This is a genomic window from Pedobacter soli (assembly GCF_900101435.1).
GTDB lineage: Bacteria > Bacteroidota > Bacteroidia > Sphingobacteriales > Sphingobacteriaceae > Pedobacter > Pedobacter soli.
Genome location: NZ_FMZH01000006.1, coordinates 26600 through 50620 on the forward strand (window position 1 = coordinate 26600; position 24021 = coordinate 50620).

Consider the following 24021-nt stretch of genomic DNA (forward strand, 5'->3'; position numbering starts at 1 on the left):
ATGAACCATCAAACCATTAACCAACGGACCAGTAGGCAATCTGCCTTACTAATAACCAATGAACCAATGACTAATAAACTTATTCATAAAAATAAACCCTTTTAACCCTTTGCGAAATATTGGTTAAAATCTCGTAAGGTATGGTATTTACATCGCTGGCCAGTTGCATAATGGTATGTTCTTTATTAAAAACAATGGCTTCATCGCCAGCTTTAACATCGATCCCGGTTATATCCAGCATCGTCATATCCATGCAAATAGAGCCTATTGTGGGCACCAGATTACCATTGATGAGCATTTTACCTACCCCATTGCCAAAAGCCCTGCTGTAGCCATCGGCATAGCCAATTTTTACGGTTGCAATCTTGCCTCCATGGGGCATAACCCCCTTACGACTGTAGCCAACCGTTTCACCAGGCTCCAATGTTTTAACCTGACTTACCGTGGTTTTAAGCACCATAACGGTTTGCAGACCACGGTTGTGTGGCAATGCCGAATCGAAACCATATAAACCAATACCCAGACGAACCATATCCATTTGCCCTTCTGGCCAGCGCGAAATACCCGAGGTATTGGCAATATGCAACAAAGGTTTATAAGTTAATACTTCCAATAACTGTTGTGCCATGGTATTAAAACGTACGATTTGCTGTTGGGTAAAACCATCGTGCTCGGCTTCGCCACTGGCCACCAGGTGCGAGAAAATGCTCTGCACTTTTACTTTGGCATTATCTTTTAACAAGCCGGTTAAGGTGCTAATTTCCGATTGATCGAAGCCTAAACGGTGCATCCCGCTATCAATCTTAATGTGAATGGGGTAATCGAAATCGTAATCAGAAAGCGCATTAATAAAACTGTTCAGAATATCAACACTGTAAATTTCAGGTTCTAACTGATGTTTGATTATCGCCTCGAAAGCAGATTCTTCCGGACTCATCACCATTATAGGCAGCGTAATGCCTGCTTTGCGTAAGGCGATGCCCTCATCGGCATAAGCAACCGCCAGGTAATCTACTTTATGAAACTGGAGCAGGTTAGCGATTTCAAAACTACCACTGCCATAAGAAAAGGCTTTTACCATAGCCATTATTTTCACGCCAGGTTTAATTTTAGAACGGTAAAACTGCAGGTTACCAACCATGGCATTCAAATCAATTTCTAAAACGGTATCGTGTATTTTCTGGGTCAGCAGCTTACTAATGCGACCAAACTCAAAGCGCCTGGCTCCTTTTACCAGAATGGTCTCATGACTAAACTGTAAACCCGGAAAAGCTTCTACAAAAGCATTGGTATCATCGAAAAACTGGGTTTCGAATTTAAAGAGATCGGCAAAACGGGCAATGTGTGTACCAATCCCGATCAATCGGTTTACTTTTTTCTGCAAAAGCAGCTCAGCTATTTCAGTATATAGGTCGAGGTCGTCTCTTCCGGTTTCAAATAACTCGGAAAGGATAACGGTTTTGCGCGCATGCTGGTTCTGCTGGTTCAGGAAATCGAGGGCAATGGCGAGTGAAGAAATATCAGCACTGTACGAATCGTCGATAATGGAACACTGGTTAATGCCGTTTTTAAGCTCAAGGCGCATGCTAACATGGCTCAGTTTTTCCAAACGTAAATCGGCTTGCTCAGGCGTATATCCTAAGGCTAGTAAAGTAGCCCAGCAAATCATGCCGTTTTCAATCGAAGCTTTATCTTTAAAGGGCAATAAACATTCTATTTCGCGGTTTTGATAAATGGCCCTCAGGTAACAATTACCTTCAATCGGCTCCACCGCAATCACTTGTAAATCGGCCGTTTGCTTACTGCTCCAGCTAAATTGTTTTTTACCAGGCAGATCTTTAGCGCTTACTTCACCTACATATTCAGGCGAATAGATAAAAAGTTCGCTATCTTTAAAAAGCTTCAGCTTTTCGGTTAGTTTTTCTTTTTTTGAGCTGAAACCTTCGGCATGTGCCTCGCCAATATTGGTTAAAATACCGATTTCCGGCCGGATAATTTTCGCCAGGCTTTCCATTTCATTTATTGCCGAAATACCAGCTTCGAAAATCCCTAAAGTATGGTCAGCATCTATTTGCCACACCGAAAGCGGTACACCAATTTGCGAATTATAACTTTTAGGACTTTTTACAATATTATAATCGGCTGCCAACAACTGGTATAACCATTCTTTCACGATGGTTTTACCATTACTGCCGGTAATCCCAATGGTTTTAAGGTTAAATTGTTCGCGGTGTTCAATGGCCAGTTGCTGCAAGGCCTCAAGGGCGTCTTCTACCTTTAAAAAATTACAATCAGGGTATTGGGCAATGTATTTTTCGTCGGTAATAACAAAGTTGCGGATTTCTTTGGCGTAAGCATCTTTAATAAACTCATGCCCGTCGCGGTGAGCAGCAAGTGCAAAAAAGATCGAATTTTCAGGAACAAGTACGGATCGGCTATCGATTACCAAATACTGAATAACCACCTCGCTATCAATTAATTTAGCATCGGCATTTAAAATTTCGGCTATTCTGGCAATGGTATATATGGAGTTCTGCATGCTATTTTTATTCAGAAAATAGGGTAATCGTTTATATTTTTACGAATTTCAGTAAATAATTATGAAAAGCGGTAAACAAGAGGGTATAATATTAGATAAAAAGCAGGCATTGGCCAAGGCCGAAAGTTTTTGCGTGTACCAGGAGCGCTCGCAAAAGGAAGTGCGTGGCAAATTGTTAGACCTTGGCATGCGGGGCGATGAACTGGAAGAAATTATTACAGACCTGATTCTGAACAATTTTTTAAATGAAGAAAGGTTTGCCCTGAATTACGCTTCCGGAAAATTTAACATCAAACACTGGGGTCGGGTCAAAATTAAACAGGGTTTAAAACAGAAAGGTGTTCCGGATAAGCTGCTGCAAAAAGCAATTTACAGTCTGGATGAAGACGATTATCTACTCGCTTTGGAAAAACTGGCAGTAAAAAAAGCAGAAAGTTTGAACGAAAATGATCCCTTTAAAAGAAAAATGAAGCTGATGAGCTATCTTCAGACAAAAGGATTTGAAACTGATTTAATTTTACTAGTACTGAAAGCCAGCAGTTTAAACTAAATATTAAATTTTTAATAAAAAATCTCTTGACAGATATATAAATCTGCCTATATTTGCATCACCAAAACGAAACAACAACATCAGTTTTGTAAATGCGAAAGTAGCTCAGTTGGTAGAGCACGACCTTGCCAAGGTCGGGGTCGCGAGTTCGAATCTCGTCTTTCGCTCCAAAAAAATGCCTTCCTACCAGAAGGCATTTAATTTTAAAGTTAACCAAGCCGATAGAGATCGGCAGCGGCTAATGCTCGGGTGGTGGAACTGGTAGACACGCAGGACTTAAAATCCTGTGCTTTCAAAGGCGTGCGGGTTCGATTCCCGCCCCGAGTACAAAACAAAAATCGAACGAAAAGCCTTGATGAAAATCGAGGCTTTTTTGTTTTAGATTGCTTTGAAGCCAAATATTTTTGCTAAACCTTTATTCCCATCACTCAAATGGCGTAATCTTTAGCATCGACTTTGATCCTGATTTTATCGCCATATTCGGTTTTATCCCGGTTAATCACTACGCTTATTAATTTGTTTTTCCCGTAGCTTTTATCTTTTCCCCAATCAATCTGGACTTTTAAACAAACTGACTTTATGATACGTTGCCGAACTTTGTTTCATCAAATTTTAACAAATGAAAAATAAAGAAACAGTTTTGGTAACCGGAGGCTCGGGCTTTATAGCTTCTTACTGCATTATTGCACTGCTAAACAATGGTTACCGGGTAAAAGCTACACTGCGCTCGCTTAAAAAAGCAGATTTGGTAAAAGAAATGCTTGGTGCAGGCGGCATCAGTAATTTCGACAACTTATCTTTCGCCGAAGCCGACCTGGAAAATGAAGACAGCTGGGAAAAAGCGGTTGAAGGCTGCCAATATGTAATCCACGTAGCCTCGCCTACCCCTTATACCAACGCCACTACCGAAGATGATTTTGTAATTCCGGCTAAAAACGGGGTACTTTTTGTATTGCGTGCAGCCAAAAAGGCGGGCGTAAAAAGAGTGGTACTAACCTCGGCCTTTGGTGCGGTGGGCATGGGTACGGTAAAAACCACGCCTTATACAGAGGCCGACTGGACGGTATTAAACGATACGGTAGCCCCCTACCAAAGATCGAAAACCATCTCTGAAAAGGCAGCCTGGGATTTTATGGCCTCCAAAGGTGCAGGTATGGAACTGGCAGTGGTTAACCCGACAGGGGTCTTGGGGCCTGTCCTCTCAAACGACTTTTCACACTCAATCCAAAGCATCAGACAAATGTTGAATGGCGAAATGAAAGCCTGTCCTAAAATTATTTCGGCCTATGTTGATGTACGCGATGTGGCAGATTTACATTTTAAAGCCATGACCCTGCCCCAGGCCAATGGTCAGCGGTTTATTGCCGCAGCTGGTGAAGGCTACTCGTTGATTGATATTGCAAAAGTAATGAAGAAAAATCTAGGCGAAAAAGCTGCAAAGGTGCCCACAGCCGAATTACCCAGCTGGCTGATTAAATTGCTGAGCATATTTAATCCAAAACTGAAAGCAGTTGCCCCTTATTTAGGCATGATAAAACGGGCAAGCAATGAAAAAGCTATTAATATGTTGGGTTGGAAACCCCGCAGCACCGATGAGGCAATTTTGGCGACTGCAAATAGTTTAATTAAATTAGGTATCATAAAATAGAAGCAGCATGAAAATAATCATTACCGGCACCACCGGCTTAGTTGGCGAAGGCGTTCTGTTGGTTTGCCTCGAAAACCCTTTGGTTACAGCGGTGCTGGCCATTAGCCGGAAACCGCTGAGCTTGAAACATCCGAAATTAAAAGAACTGCTTGTAAAGGATTTCGCTGAAATTAAAAATTACCATAATCAGCTAATAGCTTACGATGCCTGTTTCTTTTGTGCAGGCGTTAGCTCTGTTGGCGAAGATGAAGCTTCGTTTACCCGCAAAACCTACGATTTTGTTGTACCATTTGCCGAAACACTTGCAAACATTCAACCGGAAATGACTTTCATATACGTTTCGGGCAACCGGACTGACAGTAGCGAACAGGGCAAAGTAATGTGGGCCCGGGTAAAAGGCCGGACTGAAAATGCCTTGCTTAAATTACCGTTTAAAGCCGTTTATAATTTCAGGCCGGGTTTTATGCGACCGGTTAAAGGACAAAAAAACTTCAGGTTTATTTACCGCGTGTTTGATGCGCTGTCGTTTTTATGGTACCTCCTATTCCCGAACTGGATTTGTACCATGCGCGAAGTAGGCTTGGCCATGATCCAATGTGTAGCTAAGGGCTACGACAAACCCATTCTCGAAGTCAGCGACATTAAGTTACAGGCTAAATCGTGAAATATTTTAAATGGTGTAAACCGGCGACATGAAAATAACAGAAATTAAATCCTGCTTTGTTGGCCCGGCAGTATCGCCCGAGCAGTTTATAGCCGAACATTTTTTTATATTTCTCGCTAAAGGCTCCATGAACGGCTACGATGGTCATAAACACTATAAGCTTAAAGCTGGCGAATGCTGTATGGTGCGCAAGAATCGACTGGCACGCTACAACAAACAACGCGATAACAATGAATTTGAAAAGGTAGTCTTCATTTTCGACGAAGTATTTTTAAGAGATTTCTTGAAAAAGCATTCTTTTGCATTTCAAAACTACCAGTCGAAAGATGCTTTTATTAAAATTAAGAAAGACAGATTAATTAACAGTTTCCTGCTTTCGTTAGATCCTTATTACACGGAAACAGACCAGATGGATAAGGCTTTCGAAGATGCCAAACGCGAAGAACTGCTACTCATCCTGTTACAACTGCAGCCCGAATTATCGGATATTTTGTTTGATTTTGGCATTCCAGGCAAAATAAACCTCGAAGCTTTTATGCAGCAGCACTATAAGTTTAACGTAGGTTTAGAACGCTTTGCTTTCCTTACAGGCCGCAGCCTCTCGGCTTTTAAAAGAGATTTCAAAAAAATCTTTAGCCAAACACCAAACCGCTGGTTAACGCAAAGGAGATTACAGGAAGCCCGCTTCCTGGTTGAAGAGAAAAAGCAAAGGCCAACGGATATCTATCTCGATTTGGGCTTCGAAGATTTATCGCATTTTTCTTTTGCTTTTAAAAAAGCTTTTGGCGTAGCGGCAAGTCATTTGTAGTTTTTATTCTTTACAAAGGATGGGCTACCATTTCAATATGTGGTATTCCATCTTCCATAAACTCATCGCCCGATGTCTCGAAACCCAGTGCGGCGTAAAATGCCTGAGCATAAGTTTGGGCGCCAATCCTTATCGGAACATTGCCAAAAATTTGCCTGCAGGTTTGCATAGCCGCCTCCATTAAAACCTTGCCTGCTCCTGTACCCCTTACCTGCGCGCTGGTAATTACCCTGCCAATAGAGGCTTCTTCGAAAGAAAGTCCAGCCGGAACGATTCGTGCATAGGCTACCAGCTCATTGTCTTTAAAAAGCATTAAATGATGACACTGTTGGTCTTTATTATCGGCATCCTGATAAAAGCATTGTTGCTCAATCACGAAAACCTCAATCCGCAACCGCATAATCTGGTAGAGTTCATCGGGGCTTAAATCGCAAAATGCTTTAACAAGGGTATGATATTTCATGGCTGATTGATTTTTATTTTAGTTTTTTTTTAGAAAATTGTCTTTTAGCAGGAGCCAATATTAATCAAAAAAATAATTTATTATTAAAGAAAGGGAGAGCAGAACACCAGTTTTGCTGTTTTTTATACCCTGTAGAAAAAATATTTTTATTTTTTTTACCCCTAAAAAACTCCTCTACCTATGTGATCAAACCTGCTTTTAACTCACTGATAATCTTTTAATTTTAAGCTCAAAAACATAAAAAAATAATGCTTTTTTCTATGTGTTATTTCGAGGAAAAATGCCCCTCAGCCTACTATTTGAAGCAAAAAAAGTAAAATTATTTTTGATTGTGATATTTATATTTCTATATTTGCAACCCCAACGGAATACAACACATCAGTATTTCAATTGCGAAAGTAGCTCAGTTGGTAGAGCACGACCTTGCCAAGGTCGGGGTCGCGAGTTCGAATCTCGTCTTTCGCTCCAAATGCCTTCCTAACCGAAGGCATTTATTTTAACATTAACCAAGCCGATGGAGATCGGTAGCGGCTAATGCTCGGGTGGTGGAACTGGTAGACACGCAGGACTTAAAATCCTGTGCTTTCAAAGGCGTGCGGGTTCGATTCCCGCCCCGAGTACAAAACAAAAATCGAACGAAAAGCCTTGATGAAAATCGAGGCTTTTGTGTTTTATAGCTATTCCGGTAAATGGGCTTCAAATATCCGCAATCCATCGGTTGGGATCTTATCTGCCGATGCAGACAACCAAAAGCTGGCAGGTGCGGACACCTGCCAGTAGAAAAAATTCTGCTCCCCCATTCAATTTTGTGGTTCGATAATGCATTCCATCAAAACGACTACCAATTTGATTGTCTGTCTATAGCGCATTTTCTCGGAAATCCCCAAGCAGTCCCATTATTTGCAAATTTTAGCAAAAAGCAATTTTGCAGATTGGATTGCTCCTTCCATATATCCAGCGTGAATCGTTGCCGTTTCTGTACCGCAGAAATACAGGGTTCCTTTATAGAAAGATTCTTGAAACAATGGATGGCCATTATGCTGATGGGGCATCTGGATAAACTGACTACCTTCAATGATGAATTCGTCCGACCAGATTTTATCATTATACAGAGAAATGGATTTCGCTTCTGGGCCAAGCAATAAGGCAAGCTGTTGAAGAACTATTTCTCTTCTGGTTTCAAAAGAAAATGATGTTGCTCCGCCATTCAGGAACCCAGTAAACCCATATTTATTTTGCTCAAAATTAGTATGATCGTACATTTCGGTAATTATACCGGCATGGCTATATACCATTCCTGAATATCCTTTTTGGCGCCAGAATGGTTTTTCATATTCCACTACAAATTTGACTGCACCGGCCATCCAGGTCTGAACAGTAGGAAGTAATGTCATCATATCTTGGGGTAACGCTGGCAAAAAGCGTATTGCTTTTCCTGCAAGTTGGGGAGGCATGCATATCACTACTTTATCTGCCCTTTGTACAATCCCTTTAGAAGTTTCTATTTCAATTTCGTTATCACACTGTTTAACCGAAATGACTTTATTATCGAACAATACTGATGCTTCTGGCAATCGATTCAATAAGGCATCAGTTAATTTTTGTGTGCCACCTGCAATGCGGTAAGACGGTGTATCAGAGGCCGGCACATAAAACTCCTGAGGTGGTTCAAAGGATTTGGTTTGAAACAAGCAGACACCTTCAGCATATTGCGGGAATTTTGCTAAGCCCAATTCATCCAGAAGATCCAGCATATGGATATGCTGATCAGAAAACCAGGTTGCACCAAGCTCTAATGGTGTTCCCAATTTTCCTGCTATTGTTTGAATCCTGCCTCCAGCCCTGGCCGAAGCTTCCAGAATGGATACCTTAACCCCATGGCTTGAAAGTAAATAGGCCAGGGTGAGACCACTTAACCCTGCTCCTACGATAATGATATGCTGATGCTTTTCCATAGTAGTGTAATGCTGCAAAGGTCAATATTGAATGGTGCACATATCTGGTAGTTTTGGGAATATTGATGGTAAGTTTAAGCAATAATGTATATTGTTTTTGAACACGGGCAGGTATCCTTTTCAAAATTGCTACCTTGCGCCAAGACGTTATTAACATGAAAAAACAGGAAGCAATTCATGAATATCATTTAAACCGGCACCAACCCGACAAACCACAGTTTTTAATACATGACTTAAAAAGTTATTTGGCGCAGAACCAGGGCAAGGCGAACAAGCCCCACATCCATAGCTTTTACCAGATCATTTGGTTTACCCACGGTACAGGCAAGCATTTTGTCGACTTCAAATCATACGATGTTTTTGAGAACGCGATATTCTTTATTGCCAAAAACCAGGTTCATTACTTTGACAATGGAACTGATTATGAAGGAATCCTTATCCATTTCAGTGAATTGTTCTTAGGCCAAAGCCAAAGTGGCGTGGAATTCCTGGTAAAATCAAATTTATTTAATAATCCCTTTCAATTCCCTTCTTGTTGTGTTGGCAGTGAGCTCGCAGTCGATCTATCGCAGTACGTTGCACAAATGCAGACTGAACTGATAAATTCTGAAAATTTTGCACGGGAAGAATTGCTCCAGTCCTATCTTACAGCCTTTTTAATACAGGTTCAACGAAGAAAAAATCAACTGGAGCAGGACAAGCATAGCTTCCCATTTATGCCAGATATGAAGAGGGAACAACTGATCCGATTTACCAATCTTTTAGATGAGCATTTTACCAGAGGCTTGTCCGTTGCAGAGTATGCAGGCCTGATGAATATTTCGTCCAGAACCTTATCAGACCTCACTGCGCAAACACTAAATAAAACACCATTGCAAGTGATTCAGGAGCGAGTTGTTCTGGAAGCTCAAAGACTGCTTGTACACTCCAATCTGAATGTAAACCAAATTGCCTATCGCCTGGGATTTGATGACCCTTCCTACTTTGTAAAGTATTTTAAGAAGCAAACGCAAACGGCCCCTTCCGATTTTAGAAAGTCAATTTCATGAGTGCAGCAGATAGCAAAGTAATAAGGTTAAAAGAAATAGCGGCATCCTGTCTGAAGCTGGGAACGATTGGCTTTGGTGGAATTGCTGGTATGGTAGCTACTATTGAAAATGAGATGGTGGTAAAAAGGAAATGGATCGACCATCAACATTTCATGGATGTGCTGGCGACATCCTATATCATTCCAGGTCCGAATGCTGTTGAAGTTGTCATGCATTGCGGTAAAGAACGAGGCGGAAGATTGGGGTTAGTGGTAGCAGGCATTTGCTATATATTTCCAGCAATGCTTATTTGCCTGATGTTTGGTTTCTTTTATCAAAAGTACAGTGCGCTTCCAGACGTACAGCGCTTTTTGTTTGGCTTGCGTCCAGCTACTACAGCCCTTGTTATAGGAACAGTATTCCGCTTGTGGAATGCAACTGTAAAAAGCGATATTAAGTTAATCATCCTTTGCCTCTTTGTTTTTGCAGGTTCTTTATTTGGTTTAAACGAAGTTTTGTTGATCATTGGTGCAGGTTTGATCAACTACATCATCCATCACTCGAAAGACATTTTGCCAGCATTTACCGGGCTCATGCTATCCTCTATGACATCAGAAACAAATAGCCACGTTACAGATGCTAAGCTGTTTCTGATTTTCCTGAAAATTGGTGCGGTGTTGTATGGGAGTGGGTATGTATTGTTTGCCTATATGGATGAAGCACTGGTGAGAAATAACCATTGGCTCTTGAGGCAACAGCTCATGGACGCAATCGCTGTGGGACAGATTACCCCTGGCCCCATACTATCCAGTGCAACTTTTGCTGGTTATCTTATTCATGGCTGGATGGGGGGCGTTCTGGCCACCGTTGCTATCTTCCTGCCTTCCTTTTTTATCTCCTTCTTTTTGCACCGACTATTATCAGCTGCAAGAAAAAGTATAAAGCTGCGCTTGTTCCTGGACGGATTAAGTGCGGCTTCGATTTCCATAATAGCAGTTGTTGGCCTTCATCTTTTCACATCGTCGATCCAGCACTGGCAAAGCAGCGTCATATTAGCCGTATGTTTTGCACTGACCATGTTAATTAAAAATATGAATACCGTTCTGATAATATTAATTGGGAGCATGGGGGGATTTTTACTGTTAAGCATCTGGCCTGTCTAAAAACCCTGTTTCCGATTATTACCATATCTTCTCCATTCTCTCCATTTTTTGCGAGCTGCCTGCTACAGACCTTTGTATAGAAATTAAAACACAATTTTTATGACAAAGGCATATTTAGAAATTACCTTACAGATCAAGGATACTGATAGGGCAAATGCAGCAGGTATATACCAAAAATACAAAGCGCCATTTCTTGAAACAATTAAAGGCGCATTGTCCAAAGAGCTCCTTGTACATGTAGAAAATGTTCAGGTTCTTCACGGATTCGACAGTGTTGAAAGCGCCCAGCAATATCTGGGTAGCGAGCTATTTAATAAAGATGTGGTGCTCTCACTAAAGCCACTGCTTCAAGCCAGCCCGGATGTTAAAATCTATACCGTGGCCTAATACCCTAAATAAAATCAAAAACAGAAAATGAAACAAGCATTAATTATTGGTGGTTCTACCGGTATGGGCAAAGCCACAGCAGAAATATTGCTCGCTACAGGTATTGAAGTGGTTATTGTCGCAAGGGATGGTGATAACCTTCATGCCGCTGAGAAAGAGTTATCACACAGAGGAAAAGTACGCATTTTTCCCGTAGACCTTTCGAACCTTGAAGAAGTTAAAAATTTCGCTGAAAAGCTCAGTAGGGAACTACCGGAATTAAAATACCTGGTAAATGCAGCCGGATATTTTAAACCCAAATCTTTCCTGGAACACAGCCTGGAGGATTATGATATCTATCACGATTTCAATAAGGCTTTCTTCCTGATCACCCAGGCCGCTGCCAGGGTAATGAAAGAAAATGGCGGAGGCTCTATTGTCAATGTTGGATCTATGTGGGCCAAACAGGCTATTAAGGCTACCCCATCATCAGCATATTCCATGGCTAAGGCAGGCCTTCACAGTCTGACCCATCACCTGGCTATGGAGCTCGCAGACTATAATATCCGGGTAAATGCGGTATCTCCTGCGGTTGTGGTTACACCCATCTATAGTTCATTTATCGAAGCAGATCAGATCACCGAAACCTTACAGGGTTTCAATAGCTTTCATCCTATCGGACGGGTAGGAACAGCTGAGGATGTAGCAAAAACCATTAATTTTCTTTTATCGGATGAGACAAGCTGGGTAACAGGTGCTATATGGGACATTGATGGCGGAGTTATCGCCGGAAGGAATTAACCTAAAAATGAGTGACTTATCCTAAAACAGGTTGCTCCTTATTTATGGTTAATTAGTCCTTGCCGATTAATATCGGCGAGGACTTTTTACATATCTGATCTGTCGTTTTGTATCCAAACGAGAGTCCGGTCTTATGGCATTGTAAAGCCCCACCGCCTAGCGGATCAATGTTAGGCCCTGATCAAGAGTGTTTGGTTTTACGATGATGTAATAAATTTCCCGCCGCCAATGGCCCAAACCTTGCTATTTCTCTAAAATCGTGGCTAATAATTTTAAATCATTTTCAAATTGATTTGTAATTTGGATACTTGAGAGTACAAAAAAAAAATCGAACGAAAAGCCTTGATGAAAATCGAGGCTTTTTTGTTTCAGATCCTTTTCACTCATTAAATAAATTCGCTCCACCAATCCTGTTTACAAATCAGGGAACTAGCTTCAGCAAAACAAGATATTTCACTAAATATCAAACCACCTATTCTAAAGCGCCTTCCCAAAGCAGCGGCAATCGATACAATTTATAGCATAACAGTCTAAACCAAGAATATAATTAGACTGGTTATCATTAACAGGAATTTTTCGGGGATTGATTAACATTTTGGTAATTTGAATTTTAAAACGGAGACGATAATGAGTGTACACATAGGATTGATGATCTGGAAGGAAATGAAAACCAAGGGAATTTCTGTTGCCGTATTGGCCGAAAAAATGGCCATCAGTAAAAATAAGGCACAGGAAATCATCAATAGCTCCAGCCTGGATGTGGCGCTGCTGGCTACCGTAAGCGAGATATTGGGCTATAACTTTTTCAGCTACTATGAAAAGGGAAAGTTATTTTCAGACCACAATCAAAAAGAGATAAAGGCCTCGGCTGAGGAGATTAAAAGATTAAAAAGCCTGTTGAGCGAAAAGAACAAAACCATCGAACTCAAAGATAAAATGATCCAGAACCTGTCGCAAACAGTTTCTATACTCGAAAAAGTACAATACCGCTAATTTAGCAGGTTCCGGCCTTGATTAGCACAAGTAATACCAACGCTGCGATTAAGGTATTCAAAAAATTCACCATATTGTTGCCTATATGCCCTTTCCGTTCAAGCAGGGCACCCAGTACAGAATCGGTTAAATTGCCAATGGTACCGGCAATTATGATAAAGAAAAAGCTGTTATTCCAGCCATGCCCCAAGGCATAAATCATTGCAATAATGCTGCTGCCTGCAATACCAATCAGGGTGCCTTCCAGACTAATTACGCCATCCAATCCGGATTGCTCAACTTTAAAAGTGATGATATTGATAAACCTTCGTCCGTAAACCATACCCAATTCTGACGACAGTGTATCTGCTGTAGCAGAAGCAAAAGCGGCGCCCATTGCGGGCAACATGAGGTTGCTGAGCTGTGGAAATAGTATAGCCAGTACAGCTGCAATACCGGCAACACCTGCATTGGCAAATACCTGAAAGGCAGATCGCCCTGTTCTGGTTTCCTCCTTGCTGGCAAATGCCTGCTTTTGATGCCGTTTCCACGAAGTAGCCAGGGTGCCCAAAATAAAAAAGGTAGTCATCATTGCAAACCCGGTATAACCCGAAGCCAGGAAAATAATGCAGGCCAGGATAGCACCGGTAAAGGAAGCCGGAATGGTTAGCTTTTTTGCAAGTATAGCATAGCCCATTCCCAGGATGATAATAAGCGGAAAAAAGAAATCAGACAAAATATAGTTATGGTATGGCGTGATTAATTCCAAATCTATGCTTTTTCGCCACATTAAATGTTACTAAGATAAAATATTAACTTGAGCGTATCAATTAGCCTACCAGCTTGACTAAATTATCAGAATGATTACTTTTGTATTTAAGGGGATTATCCAAATGCAGAACAAGACCATTATTTCCGATTTCATCAGACTTGCACCTATACCTGTATGTATTATTGAGCCCAATAATCTGAAGCTGGAGGCTGCCAATGAGCAATTTCTGGATTTGGTAAATGGAAGCCATGCAGAAATTTTGGGTAAACATTTCGGCAATATTATTGGTGAGCATGTATCTGCTACTCTCCCTGCTTTTTTTCATCAGCTAAAAGCGGCTCCGGGAATAGCTTCGCTACCGGTACAAATTCCGGCGCTGGAAGCAAGCATAGCGCCGTTTTCAGGCTATAGCTATTTTGCCAGCGCGCTTGAAGAGACTTCAGGCGAGTCAAAAATCGCGGTTTGGTTAATATCTAAAACTTCAGGCCAAATCGAACAGATAGATGCAATTGTTGCTGATAACCTGAGCTTAGGCCAGCTGGAAGCTTCAGTAAAACGTCCCGGTATCGAATATATACAAATGGCTGAGGAAAACCAGTTCAACATGCCCGGAGATTCACTTTCTTTGAAATTTCAGGCACATGATCGTGAGCAGGACGAAATGTTAGAGAGCTGGACGGAACTTGAGCGGAGCCGCGAATGGTTTAAAAATATGGTCCACTCCTCTCCCGTTGCGATGCTGATTACAAAAGGCGAGGATATGGTTTTTGATGTGATCAACGAGCCGATGTTGAATTTAATTGGCAGGGATGCCTCAGTTTTAGGAAAAACCTGGTTTGAGGCAATACCTGAACTCGTTGGGCAACCGGTAGTTGATGAACTGTTTTACGCTTACCGGACGGGGCTTACGCATCATGTGCCCGCTGTTGGCATCACACTGGTAAAAAATGGCGAATCGATGTTAGGCTATTATGATCTGACCTATACGCCACTAAAAGAAAACGGACAGGTGGTTGGTTTGATGCAAACCGCTACTGAAGTTACCGAATATGTCAAATCTAAAGATAAACTTCAAAAGGCTTACGAACAAATCAGGTTATCGAAAGAGGCTGCAGAACTGGGTACTTTTGATATGGATATGGTTACCGGCCGCCTGGAGTGGGACGATCGGTGCAGGCTGCTATTTGGAATCAGCCATTCAGATGAGGTGGAATTTGAGCGCGATTTTTTGCAAAACCTCCACCCAGAAGATTTAGACAGGATAAATTCGGTTTTGGCTTATGTTTTTGACAAGCAGGCCAGCAATGGCATTTATGATATAGAATACAGAACCATTGGATATGAAGACAAAAGACTGAGGTGGATAAGGGCAAAGGGACAGGTTTATTTCGACGTTCATGATCAGCCTCTGCGCTTTATTGGCTCTGTTTTAGATATCACCGAACAAAAAGAAGACGAGCAACGCAAGAATGATTTTATCGGGATGGCGAGCCATGAACTTAAAACGCCGCTTACTTCGATAAACGCTTATCTGCAATTGCTGCAGCACCACGCCAACCGCAATCAGGAAAGTACAATGCTTGCTACGATTGAAAAATCTTTAAACCAGGTTAAACGCATGACGCGGATGATTGATGGCTTTTTAAATGTTTCCCGCTTGGAATCGGGTAAGATTGCCATTGATAAGCAGGCATTTGAAATAACAGCGTTGCTGAAAGAAGTACGTGAAGAAACCGTAGCTTTAACTACCGGTTATCCGGTTAACCTATCTGTTACCGATGAGGTAATGGTTTATGCAGACCGAAACAAAATAGGCCAGGTACTTCAAAATCTCCTGGGCAATGCTTTCAAATATTCGATGCCCGGAAGTGAGGTTAAAATGAGCTACTTAACTGAAAACGATCACATTACCATTAGTGTAACTGATCAGGGAATTGGAATTAAACCAGAGCACCAGCAAAAGCTGTTTGAGCGATATTACCGTGTCGAAAGTAACAGCACCATCTCTGGTTTCGGAATAGGTTTGTACCTGTGTGCTGAAATTATAATACGGCACCAGGGAAAAATATGGGTAGACAGTGAATTCGGGAAAGGCAGTACATTTTCATTCAGGCTGCCGCTTAATTAGGATCCCTGATCCAAAATTTATTTCCCTTCCTTGATTTATTGTAAAACGCGGCGACATCCGTCAACCGCGTTTACAGTCATCATTAACTAATTAATTATTTTCTGCTCCTTAAGCCACTTTCCTATTTCTAAAAATACTTCTGGGGCAATATCTTCTTTGATTTCTTTGTACTCCTGAATCTGGCACGTTTTGCAGTGTTGCAACAGATGGTTAAGCCCAGGTAATTCGATGGTTTTTACATTTTTATTCCCACCTGCGGCCGATAGTTTTTTCCAGTCCGCCAAATTCACAGCCGGATTAACCATAATATCTTTACTGCCATTGATGGCCAGAATCGGCACTTTAATTTTGGCAAGATAAGGTGCAGGATCATACTTTATAAAATAACGGTACCATGGCCCCGTTGCATTATTTACATAGCTGTAAATCGGATAACGGAAATGATCAAACTCAACCCCTTCTGATTTGATTAGCGCATCATCTTTTACTTTCCAGGCGGCATATGCCCGGTTCAACATGGTATCTAATGTCGATGAATCAGCATATTTCAGTGCTGTTTTAAACATCAGCGCATTAATTTCATTGTAGCGCTTTTTATCACGGTCTGGTATGGGGGCTGCAGCTACTATATCTTCATTTTGCAAAATCTGCGCCTGGTAACCATTTGTGGCCAATCCGGATAAACTGATCAGGAATGCAACATCTTTCGATGCTGCCGCTGCAATGGTAATTGCGGCACCACCTTCGCTATGCCCCAGTAATCCGATCTTTTTGAGTTTTAGCTCCTTTCTGGATTTTAAATAAGCCACTGCCGAAAGTGCATCCTTTGCGAAATCGCCAGTGGTGGCAGTTTCATATTTCCCGGTCGTTTTACCTTCTCCCCGATCATCGGTACGCAATACGGTTAAGCCTTTATCAACCAGGTACGCTGCAAGCACTTTAAACCATGGGTGGCCCGCCATATTCCCATCCCGATCCTGCTTACCCGTCCCTGAAATTAAAATAACAGCATTACCACTATTTTTTTCAGCAGCAGGAACAGACAAGGTTCCTCCGAAAGTAATGGTTCCATCTCCGTTTTTAAATGTTACATCGGTGTTTTGGGCGTATAATGCATTTACCGAAAACAGCAAGGTTACTACAAAAATCAATTTTCTCATGTTATTCTCCTTTGCGCGCCAGTTCAATCATCATACTTATTTCATCAACCAGTTCTGACGGGCTTCCCATGTAACCAACTTCTGAGAAACGCAACATCCCGTTCTTATCAATAACCATTTTATGCGGAATGGCACCTACACCATAGCTTTTCGAAAAATTAGCATCTGCATCAAACAATACATTAAAATCAAAATTGTGGTCTTTTAAATATTGGCTAACATAAGTTTCGTAGTCTTTCATTTTCTCCTGTGTATCAACAAAGTAGAAAACCACATCTTTATCGTCTTTGTATTTTTGCACTGCCATATTCATACCCGGAAATGCAGCCTTGCAAGGCGCGCACCATGAAGCCCAGAAATCAAATACAACAACTTTTCCTTTCAAATCATTTAACGAAACCATTTTGCCGTTCCGGTTACTTTTTACATTGAAATTTGGAACAGTTTTTTTAATCATCGATTGTCTTACCTTGTTTTCCAATGCCGAATCGAGCTTCACATCTTTCAGTGTAGATAGATAGGCCTGGTATCCGTTTTCTGATTTGGTACGGTTCACATAACTTTTCTTCAACATATCCAACATTACCGGGCTCATTTGATTTTTGCGCATACTGTTTTCCAGCACCTGTTGTAGCTGATCCGTTTTTCCCAACTTTTCTAATAAAACAGCCTGCAATTCGTTTAGGGTAGCTTTTTCATATTGGTATTTTTGCTGGGCAGAAGTTGCCAGACTTAACGCCACTTCATTTTTACCCAAATGCATCAATATATCGGCATAGGTAGGCATGCTATCAAAGTATACATCCATAAAATGCTCAGGTTTTTCATCACTAAACTGAAAAAAACGATCAACTATCGGACGGGCGTACACATAAGCCTGCTGTGCATCAAACGTTTTTAATGAAACGTAAGGTACTTGCATACATTTATAAAAAATGGTAGATAAACTGGCAAAAGGTGTTTTAGCCAGGTATTTTTTGTAGGTAACCGTATCTTTTTCTACCGAGGCAATAATCGCAATGGTGCTGTAAATCCTGGAGTAATCAATCCAGTTATTCTGATCAAAAGTTCTGTCGGCTTTTTCGGATGGATAGCGTTCTAAAAAATTAATATTCAGCGCCAGTACCTTTTTATAATCACGTTCCGAGCCCAGTGCTTTAAAAGCAGCCAGTTTATCGGGGTTTGCTTTTTTAATGGCTGCCGAATCGATTCCGGCAATTACTTTCGACATAGAATCTGCTGCCACTTTATTGTTAAGCACCTCTGCATAAATCTTTTTGATATCGCCGAGATCACGCTCCGTAAAGTTTTGAAGATTTTTCAGGTAGGCAATATCTTTTACTGCCTGTGTCTGCGCTTTTTGATGATCGATTTTATTTAATACTTTGAGCCATGGGTAAGCGATATATCTTCTGGTTGCCGGATGTTGTCTTACTTGCTGTTCCATCCAGTAAACTACCACATCATCGCCAATCATTTCTTTATTATCGGTATAATCAGGGAAGAATTCGGGTACCGAACCGTTCCTCAAAAAAGCCCATCCGGCGTAGCCACCAGGAATATTTTTCCCATCCTTATCTGAAAGTATCCAGCCATAAGCATGCCCGATATCAGAGAGCTTGCCACTTTTAAACTTAAAAGCTACCAGGGCTGCATCGGCCGGCAACATGTAATCTGCAGTCCACAGGCTATCTTTTTTAGTCAGCTTGATTTCTTCTTTCTTCCATTTATAGTTGCGAAACTGGTAAACCTCTGCACTCACATTTTTTTTATTATTAAGTACGGTTTTGGCCGGATTGTAAGCTACTTTTACGGTGGTTCCGGGAACAGCTGCACGGGGTGTTAAAGAAAAATTTTCCTGAGCCCGGCTGGTGTAAATTGCAAGTACCGAAATGGCACTTGCAATGATGATACTTTTTTTCATTTATGGTTTTCTGTTATTTTAATTAAGGATTTGCTTCAAGTTCAGGATTTAACTGCCTCAACGATTCGGCTATCGGAAATACATAACGATTGCTGTTTGGTGCTAAAGTATAGGTAGTTCCGTTAAAGGTTCTGGTATAGGTTTTTTGAAATGCGGGCTCACTTTTTAACCGGCGCATATCCCACCAGCGCAGCATTCTGCCAAAAAATTCCCTGCGTCTTTCTTCAATTACTTTTGTTAAGGCATCTGCCGGTGATGTTGCCGTCATTGCTACGTAATCTGTCGCCTTAAAGCGTTTTTCGCGTAACCGGTTTACCCATAACATGGCGTTTGCAGCATCATTGTTGCGCGCGTAATATTCAGCCTTAATCAACATCATTTCGGGCACCGATGGACCAACATTTCTGGTTTCGCCAACAAAACGTTCTTTGTAAAAAAACCTGCCGGTGTAGCCGCTTCCAATGGTAGCTCCAGGCACGGTAAACAAATTGTAGCGCTGATCTGCAGTACCCAGTAAGCTTAACAACTCATCGCTTAATTTAAAGGCTGTTGGCGTATAAGCCATTGTACCACCATTGGTAATTTTTGACAGGATTACCTCAGGATCGGCAATACGGCGTGGATAGTTCGTTGAGGTGCTTGTATAGGCCGCCAAATCATTTAAGGTATTTCTTAAAGCAAGTGCTAAATCTGCATAGCGGTTTGCCTCAGCATAATTATTCATATACAAATAACAACGGGCCAGTTCGGCGTAAGCCGATGCTTTACTAGGCAAGGTATTATACGCCTGTGTATTGGGCAAAGCTGGTATGGCCGATGTTAAATCATCAATAATCTGGGTATACACTTGTTGAACAGAGGCACGTTTTAAACTCTGACTCACCGTTTGAACGGTAAGTAAAGGCAGGCCCAGATCGGTACTGGCTGTTGATGCGTTGAAAGGCTTCGCATAAGCATTTACTAAAGTCAGGTAAGCATCTGCACGGTGCACCTTTGCCTCAGCAATTAGCGCATCCTTATCTTGCTGGGTGCCATCGCTTCCCGGCAGTTCATTAATAATGGTATTGCAGTTTAAAATAACCGCGTATGAAGCATTCCAGTTAAGGTCATTTTCATTGGTGCTGCCTGCCACATAAAATACTGGCTGCCAGGTATAGCTAGCCACGTAGTAATAATAAAATGCACTGCCAGAGAGCGAGGTCATCTGTGTAGCATCCGTAATATTGATATCATCAGCAGCAAAATCGAATAAATTGGGATTGGTTTCGAAACCAGAAGTATTGTTAAGTAAATAACGATAATTGATGGTTTGGTTAGGCACCAGATTACCTTGTGTCTTGATTTCTACAAATTTCTTGCAACCTGCAAAGATCAATGCAGTTGCGGCTAAAACGATAGCTTTATAATTGATTTTCATGACCTTTGAATTTAGAAGTTTAGGTTAAGCGAAAAATTATACGAAACAGTTGGCGGTAAACCCAGCGTAGTGCTGGATAGGTTCGGCAATACATCAGGATCTAATCCGGCTTTGTTTGCTGTCCAGATAAGCCCTAAATTGCGCACATTAAAACCGAAAGTTGCTCCTTTTATTTTACTGGTAATTTTTTCTGTCGGAATCCTGTAACTCAATGAAAGTTCCCTTAAACGGATATAATCTCCTTTTAAAACATTGATATCTGATTGCTGATAACGCAACAAGCTGGTTCCGGCAAAAGTGCCTGCCATCCCGGGCACGTTAGTGGTTGCCTCATCACCTGCTTTCTGCCATCTACTTGCTACATCTTCGTGCAGGTCATACTTCACTCCTAATCTGGAGCTGGAGTAACTGCTTGCTGTAGGCTTTAAGAATACACTTCCAAACTGATAGCTGGCAACTGCCATCAGGGTAAAATCTTTGTACCTTACACTCTGAATAAAACTTCCAAAATGGCTTGGCGCACTCCTGCCTGCATATTTCAGCGCTGCTACGTTGGTTACGTTTTGGTTAGCGGCCACTTTATTTCCGTTTTCATCGTAAACCAAAGTCATCCCGGTTGCATCTAAACCTGCATTGCGGTAAACAAATATTTTATCACTTGGATAGCCGGCCAACAGCGAGCCATAAGCCGGGTTGGCATAAAAACTTGATGTAGGAACAAAACGCGTATCCTCTACATTATTGGTATTATAGGCATAATTAAGCCTTGATGTAATATCCCAATCTTTTGCGGTATAAATAATTCCGTTCAGGGCAACATCAACTCCCTTGCCGGTCATTCTTGTCGAATTGCGGGTTAATGTTGTTACCCCGTAAGTACCGTTAATCGGAAATTGGTACAGCAGGTCTTTTCCATCTTTATGATAAAAATCTACCGAGCCCGATAACCTGTTTTTCAGGAAACCGAAATCTATGGCGATATTGCTCATATAAGTTTTCTCCCACCTCAATTCCGGGTTGGCCGGCGAAATAATACTGGCATAAGGCAAGCCTGTAGTCAGATCGGCAGCTCCAACAGAAATCCAGGTAAAAGGGAATAGCTGTGTAGAGATATTGCCATTTACGCCATAGGTTCCGCGCAGACTTAAATTCGAGATCCACGAAACGTTCTTCAGGAAGGTCTCTTTGTAGGCATCCCATTTTGCACCGAATGAATACAGCGGAGTTGCCCTGAAACTGCGGTCTAACCCAAAATTATTATAATCATCATACCTCACGCTTCCAGACAGTGTATATTTTGATTTATAGGTATAGGCAGCATTACTGTAATAAGATAAAAACCTTCTTTTTTTATCCTGAAGCGTTGGATAAGATCCACTTAATGAGCTACTATAACCTGCAATTGTAGGATATGGAGTAAAAAAATCTACCGGTCTCGATAAACCAGTTCCGGTGTTATAACCGTATAGTGTACCCGTGGTTTGGCCGGCATTGGTTTCCCTGATTTCGCTACCTGCAATGGCCGTTACCTGATGATCGGCACCAAATGTGCGGTCGTAATTTAACTGCCCTCTTAGCGTATAGTTATTGGCAGTAGTATTCTGGCTATTTAAAATACCTGCGCCTTTAGCCAGCCCAATGCTATTGGTTGCATTGCCTGTAGTGGGTATTGGTGTATAACCATTCACAAAATCACGATAATAAAAACTTTGCTCATTATAATACCTCCGGGCATTACTAAACCCAAACTCATTTGCATAAAATGCGTTGGCCGTTAGCCCTTTAAATACCGGAACGCTTAAGTTAAGGTTAACGCTATAGTTGTTATCCTTTTGCGTGTTATCGGCATTTTCAACTTCATCCAGGGCATTATAACCCCAGTTTAAAAATCCTTTAGGGTATAAAGTATTTACCCAGCCGGCATAATACCTTCTTGAATAAGCAACACGATTTCCATTATCATCAACCAATTGATCATAAGGCATAAACGCAGTAGCTGATGGTGCATATAAAGTATTTAAGCTAATGCCATTATTTTTATATTTTAAGAAAGCACCCTTAACATTGGTTGATAATGTTGCTACTTTAAATAATTTGAATGTATTGTTTAAAGTAACGGTAAGCCGTTGACCATTGTTTCCAACTGCATAAGGGTTTTCATTGGCATAAGAAGCTGAGTAAAAATAATTTGAATAATTATTACCACCGCTTACCGAAAAATTATAAACCTGGTTGTTAGCAGGTCTTAACAGATAATCCGCTACCTGGCTGCGGTTATCCATCGTTGAATAACGGGCAATGGCTGTATTATAATCACTCTGCGAAATCGTTCCGGCCTTAAGTTTAAAGGTTAAATCGGTTACTGTAGCTAAAGGCTGCCCCATCGGCGTAGTGTTGCTTGGCGCAATAATTAAGTTTTTGTTTACCAGTTCCTGCTCAAAAGCAATGGTTTGAGCAGCGTTCATAAGTGGTAACTTATTTAAGTCAGGATGATTGGAAACCGCAGCATTTACAGAAAAATTGATAACTGGTGCCTGATTGTTCTTCCCTCTTTTGGTAGTAATTACCATTACACCGTTTCCGGAACGCACGCCCCAAATTGAAGCGGCCGCAGCATCTTTTAGAAAAGTTATACTTTCTACATCGTCTGGATTAATGGTTGAGATATCGTTTTCAGAAATGGCTCCATCGATAACGATTAACGGAAAACTTTCTGAACCCTGCGGACCTGGCAGTGATCCCCTGCCACGAACGGTCATGCCGTAATCACTGGTCCCTCTGGTACGTGTACCACCATTTATAGCGTTCATGGTATTGCCATACACAAAACTATTATCACCTGAATTGAGGGTTATTTTTACGCCTGGCACCATGGTTTCTAAACGGTAAAGTACATTTGGAACCGGTACTTTTTCAAGTTCTTTGGCCGTAATTACTGTTGCCGCTCCGGTAGCCCTTTCTTTCGATATTTTTTGATAACCTGTAGAAACCACATTTACTTCTTCCAATTGATTAACAGTTGCTTTTAACACCATTCTTAAACTTTTGGTATTGGCGTTAATCTTTTGGGAGAAGGGTTCGTAGCCCAGGTAATAAACACTAAGCTCTGTTGCATCAGGACTCACAAACATGGCGAATTCGCCACTGGAATTGGTTAAAAAAGTTTGATTGGTAGCATTGGTTTTTAAGGTAGCCCCAGGCATAGGGTTACCATTCTCGTCTTCTACCCTGCCTGTTATATAGTGCTCATTGGATTTATCGTTTACTTTTGCAGCATTCGGTTCAATAATCACCGATAAGCTGGTTTTCGTATCACGGGTTACGATGGTATAGTTGCCTTCGCTTACATATAAAAACAGTAAATTATTTGGATACAATACATCTTTAAGTGCTTCTTCCAGGTTTTTAGCTTTTGATGCTTCATTTCTATCTGCTGTTTTGCCCTGAACAATGCGGTGTTCGTAAGCAAATTTGGCATTGTACTTTTTCGCAATCAGGTTAAGTGCATCAGCCAGGGGTATGCTGTTTTGCTGTGCAAAAGCACCCGCAGCAATAGATACGCCCACAAGCATAAGCACAATGCCCCTTTTTAGGGTTTGTGTAAATTGTTTCATTAAATTGTTTAGGTTGGTTAGTTAGTATTGGTTTATTAAACTTAGTTTT

General features: G+C 41.3%; 19 protein-coding genes and 4 tRNA genes. 15 read left to right on the forward strand and 8 right to left on the reverse strand.

Annotation, left to right across the window (positions count from 1 at the left end):
- Positions 1-79: 79 nt before the first annotated feature.
- Complete coding sequence (locus BLR37_RS14070; RefSeq protein WP_090769606.1) at positions 80-2539, reverse strand: bifunctional UDP-N-acetylmuramoyl-tripeptide:D-alanyl-D-alanine ligase/alanine racemase; 2460 nt, start codon at positions 2537-2539, stop codon at positions 80-82.
- Positions 2540-2600: 61 nt separating this feature from the next.
- On the opposite strand from BLR37_RS14070, the gene BLR37_RS14075 reads away from it, so the two are divergent.
- The 6 genes from BLR37_RS14075 (at position 2601) to BLR37_RS14100 (ending at position 6209) form a co-directional block, all read left to right on the forward strand.
- A complete protein-coding gene (locus BLR37_RS14075; protein ID WP_090769608.1) occupies positions 2601-3089 on the forward strand; it encodes a regulatory protein RecX in 489 nt (162 codons plus the stop codon).
- Between the two features lie 94 nt (positions 3090-3183).
- A tRNA-Gly gene (locus tag BLR37_RS14080) sits at positions 3184-3259 on the forward strand.
- A gap of 73 nt (positions 3260-3332) precedes the next feature.
- Positions 3333-3416, forward strand: a tRNA-Leu gene (locus BLR37_RS14085).
- A gap of 292 nt (positions 3417-3708) precedes the next feature.
- Positions 3709-4737, forward strand: a complete 1029-nt coding sequence (locus tag BLR37_RS14090) for an SDR family oxidoreductase (protein ID WP_090769610.1) — start codon at positions 3709-3711, stop codon at positions 4735-4737.
- 7 nt (positions 4738-4744) lie between these two features.
- Entirely contained in the window at positions 4745-5401 is a 657-nt protein-coding gene (locus BLR37_RS14095) for a Rossmann-fold NAD(P)-binding domain-containing protein (protein WP_090769612.1), read from the forward strand.
- A gap of 28 nt (positions 5402-5429) precedes the next feature.
- Positions 5430-6209 carry a helix-turn-helix domain-containing protein gene (locus BLR37_RS14100; RefSeq protein WP_090769614.1) on the forward strand — a complete coding sequence of 260 codons (780 nt, stop codon included), beginning with the start codon at positions 5430-5432 and terminating at the stop codon, positions 6207-6209.
- A gap of 10 nt (positions 6210-6219) precedes the next feature.
- Here the strand turns inward: BLR37_RS14100 and BLR37_RS14105 are convergent, their stop codons facing one another.
- Positions 6220-6672, reverse strand: a complete 453-nt coding sequence (locus tag BLR37_RS14105) for a GNAT family N-acetyltransferase (protein WP_090769616.1) — start codon at positions 6670-6672, stop codon at positions 6220-6222.
- Between the two features lie 392 nt (positions 6673-7064).
- Here BLR37_RS14105 and BLR37_RS14110 point away from each other — a divergent pair.
- The 3 genes from BLR37_RS14110 (at position 7065) to BLR37_RS25665 (ending at position 7452) form a co-directional block, all read left to right on the forward strand.
- Positions 7065-7140 (forward strand) — tRNA-Gly (locus tag BLR37_RS14110).
- Between the two features lie 68 nt (positions 7141-7208).
- Positions 7209-7292 (forward strand) — tRNA-Leu (locus tag BLR37_RS14115).
- A gap of 25 nt (positions 7293-7317) precedes the next feature.
- Positions 7318-7452 carry a hypothetical protein gene (locus BLR37_RS25665; protein WP_279615740.1) on the forward strand — a complete coding sequence of 45 codons (135 nt, stop codon included), beginning with the start codon at positions 7318-7320 and terminating at the stop codon, positions 7450-7452.
- Between the two features lie 116 nt (positions 7453-7568).
- Here the strand turns inward: BLR37_RS25665 and BLR37_RS14120 are convergent, their stop codons facing one another.
- A complete protein-coding gene (locus BLR37_RS14120) occupies positions 7569-8627 on the reverse strand; it encodes a flavin monoamine oxidase family protein (protein ID WP_090769618.1) in 1059 nt (352 codons plus the stop codon).
- Positions 8628-8782: 155 nt separating this feature from the next.
- Here BLR37_RS14120 and BLR37_RS14125 point away from each other — a divergent pair, with 155 nt between their 5' ends.
- The 5 genes from BLR37_RS14125 to BLR37_RS14145 all read left to right on the forward strand — a co-directional run bounded on the left by BLR37_RS14125 (position 8783) and on the right by BLR37_RS14145 (position 12978).
- Entirely contained in the window at positions 8783-9676 is an 894-nt protein-coding gene (locus tag BLR37_RS14125; protein WP_090769620.1) for a helix-turn-helix domain-containing protein, read from the forward strand.
- The gene (gene chrA / locus BLR37_RS14130; RefSeq protein WP_090769622.1) at positions 9673-10818 is read left to right on the forward strand and encodes a chromate efflux transporter; all 1146 of its coding nucleotides are present in this window, start codon (positions 9673-9675) and stop codon (positions 10816-10818) included. Before BLR37_RS14125 ends, chrA begins: the two co-directional genes overlap by 4 nt.
- Before the next feature lie 99 nt (positions 10819-10917).
- Positions 10918-11205, forward strand: coding sequence for a hypothetical protein (locus BLR37_RS14135; protein WP_090769624.1), 288 nt, complete (start codon positions 10918-10920; stop codon positions 11203-11205).
- A gap of 27 nt (positions 11206-11232) precedes the next feature.
- Positions 11233-11985 carry an SDR family NAD(P)-dependent oxidoreductase gene (locus BLR37_RS14140; RefSeq protein WP_090769626.1) on the forward strand — a complete coding sequence of 251 codons (753 nt, stop codon included), beginning with the start codon at positions 11233-11235 and terminating at the stop codon, positions 11983-11985.
- 627 nt (positions 11986-12612) lie between these two features.
- The gene (locus tag BLR37_RS14145; protein ID WP_143009577.1) at positions 12613-12978 is read left to right on the forward strand and encodes a hypothetical protein; all 366 of its coding nucleotides are present in this window, start codon (positions 12613-12615) and stop codon (positions 12976-12978) included.
- Between the two features lies 1 nt (position 12979).
- Here the strand turns inward: BLR37_RS14145 and BLR37_RS14150 are convergent, their stop codons facing one another.
- Positions 12980-13726 carry a DUF92 domain-containing protein gene (locus BLR37_RS14150; protein ID WP_208599662.1) on the reverse strand — a complete coding sequence of 249 codons (747 nt, stop codon included), beginning with the start codon at positions 13724-13726 and terminating at the stop codon, positions 12980-12982.
- Positions 13727-13817: 91 nt separating this feature from the next.
- Between BLR37_RS14150 and BLR37_RS14155 the strand changes: the two genes are divergently transcribed.
- Positions 13818-15857 carry a PAS domain-containing sensor histidine kinase gene (locus BLR37_RS14155; protein ID WP_090769629.1) on the forward strand — a complete coding sequence of 680 codons (2040 nt, stop codon included), beginning with the start codon at positions 13818-13820 and terminating at the stop codon, positions 15855-15857.
- Between the two features lie 86 nt (positions 15858-15943).
- Here the strand turns inward: BLR37_RS14155 and BLR37_RS14160 are convergent, their stop codons facing one another.
- The 4 genes from BLR37_RS14160 to BLR37_RS14175 are packed head-to-tail and all read right to left on the reverse strand — an operon-like array spanning position 15944 to position 23972.
- Positions 15944-17017 (reverse strand): alpha/beta hydrolase family protein, encoded by a 1074-nt coding sequence (locus BLR37_RS14160; protein ID WP_090769632.1) that lies wholly within the window; start codon positions 17015-17017, stop codon positions 15944-15946.
- A 1-nt stretch (position 17018) separates the two neighbouring features.
- Positions 17019-18941, reverse strand: a complete 1923-nt coding sequence (locus BLR37_RS14165; RefSeq protein WP_090769634.1) for a TlpA family protein disulfide reductase — start codon at positions 18939-18941, stop codon at positions 17019-17021.
- A gap of 22 nt (positions 18942-18963) precedes the next feature.
- Positions 18964-20358, reverse strand: coding sequence for a RagB/SusD family nutrient uptake outer membrane protein (locus BLR37_RS14170; RefSeq protein WP_090769635.1), 1395 nt, complete (start codon positions 20356-20358; stop codon positions 18964-18966).
- Between the two features lie 11 nt (positions 20359-20369).
- Positions 20370-23972, reverse strand: a complete 3603-nt coding sequence (locus BLR37_RS14175; protein WP_090769637.1) for a SusC/RagA family TonB-linked outer membrane protein — start codon at positions 23970-23972, stop codon at positions 20370-20372.
- Positions 23973-24021: the final 49 nt, after the last annotated feature.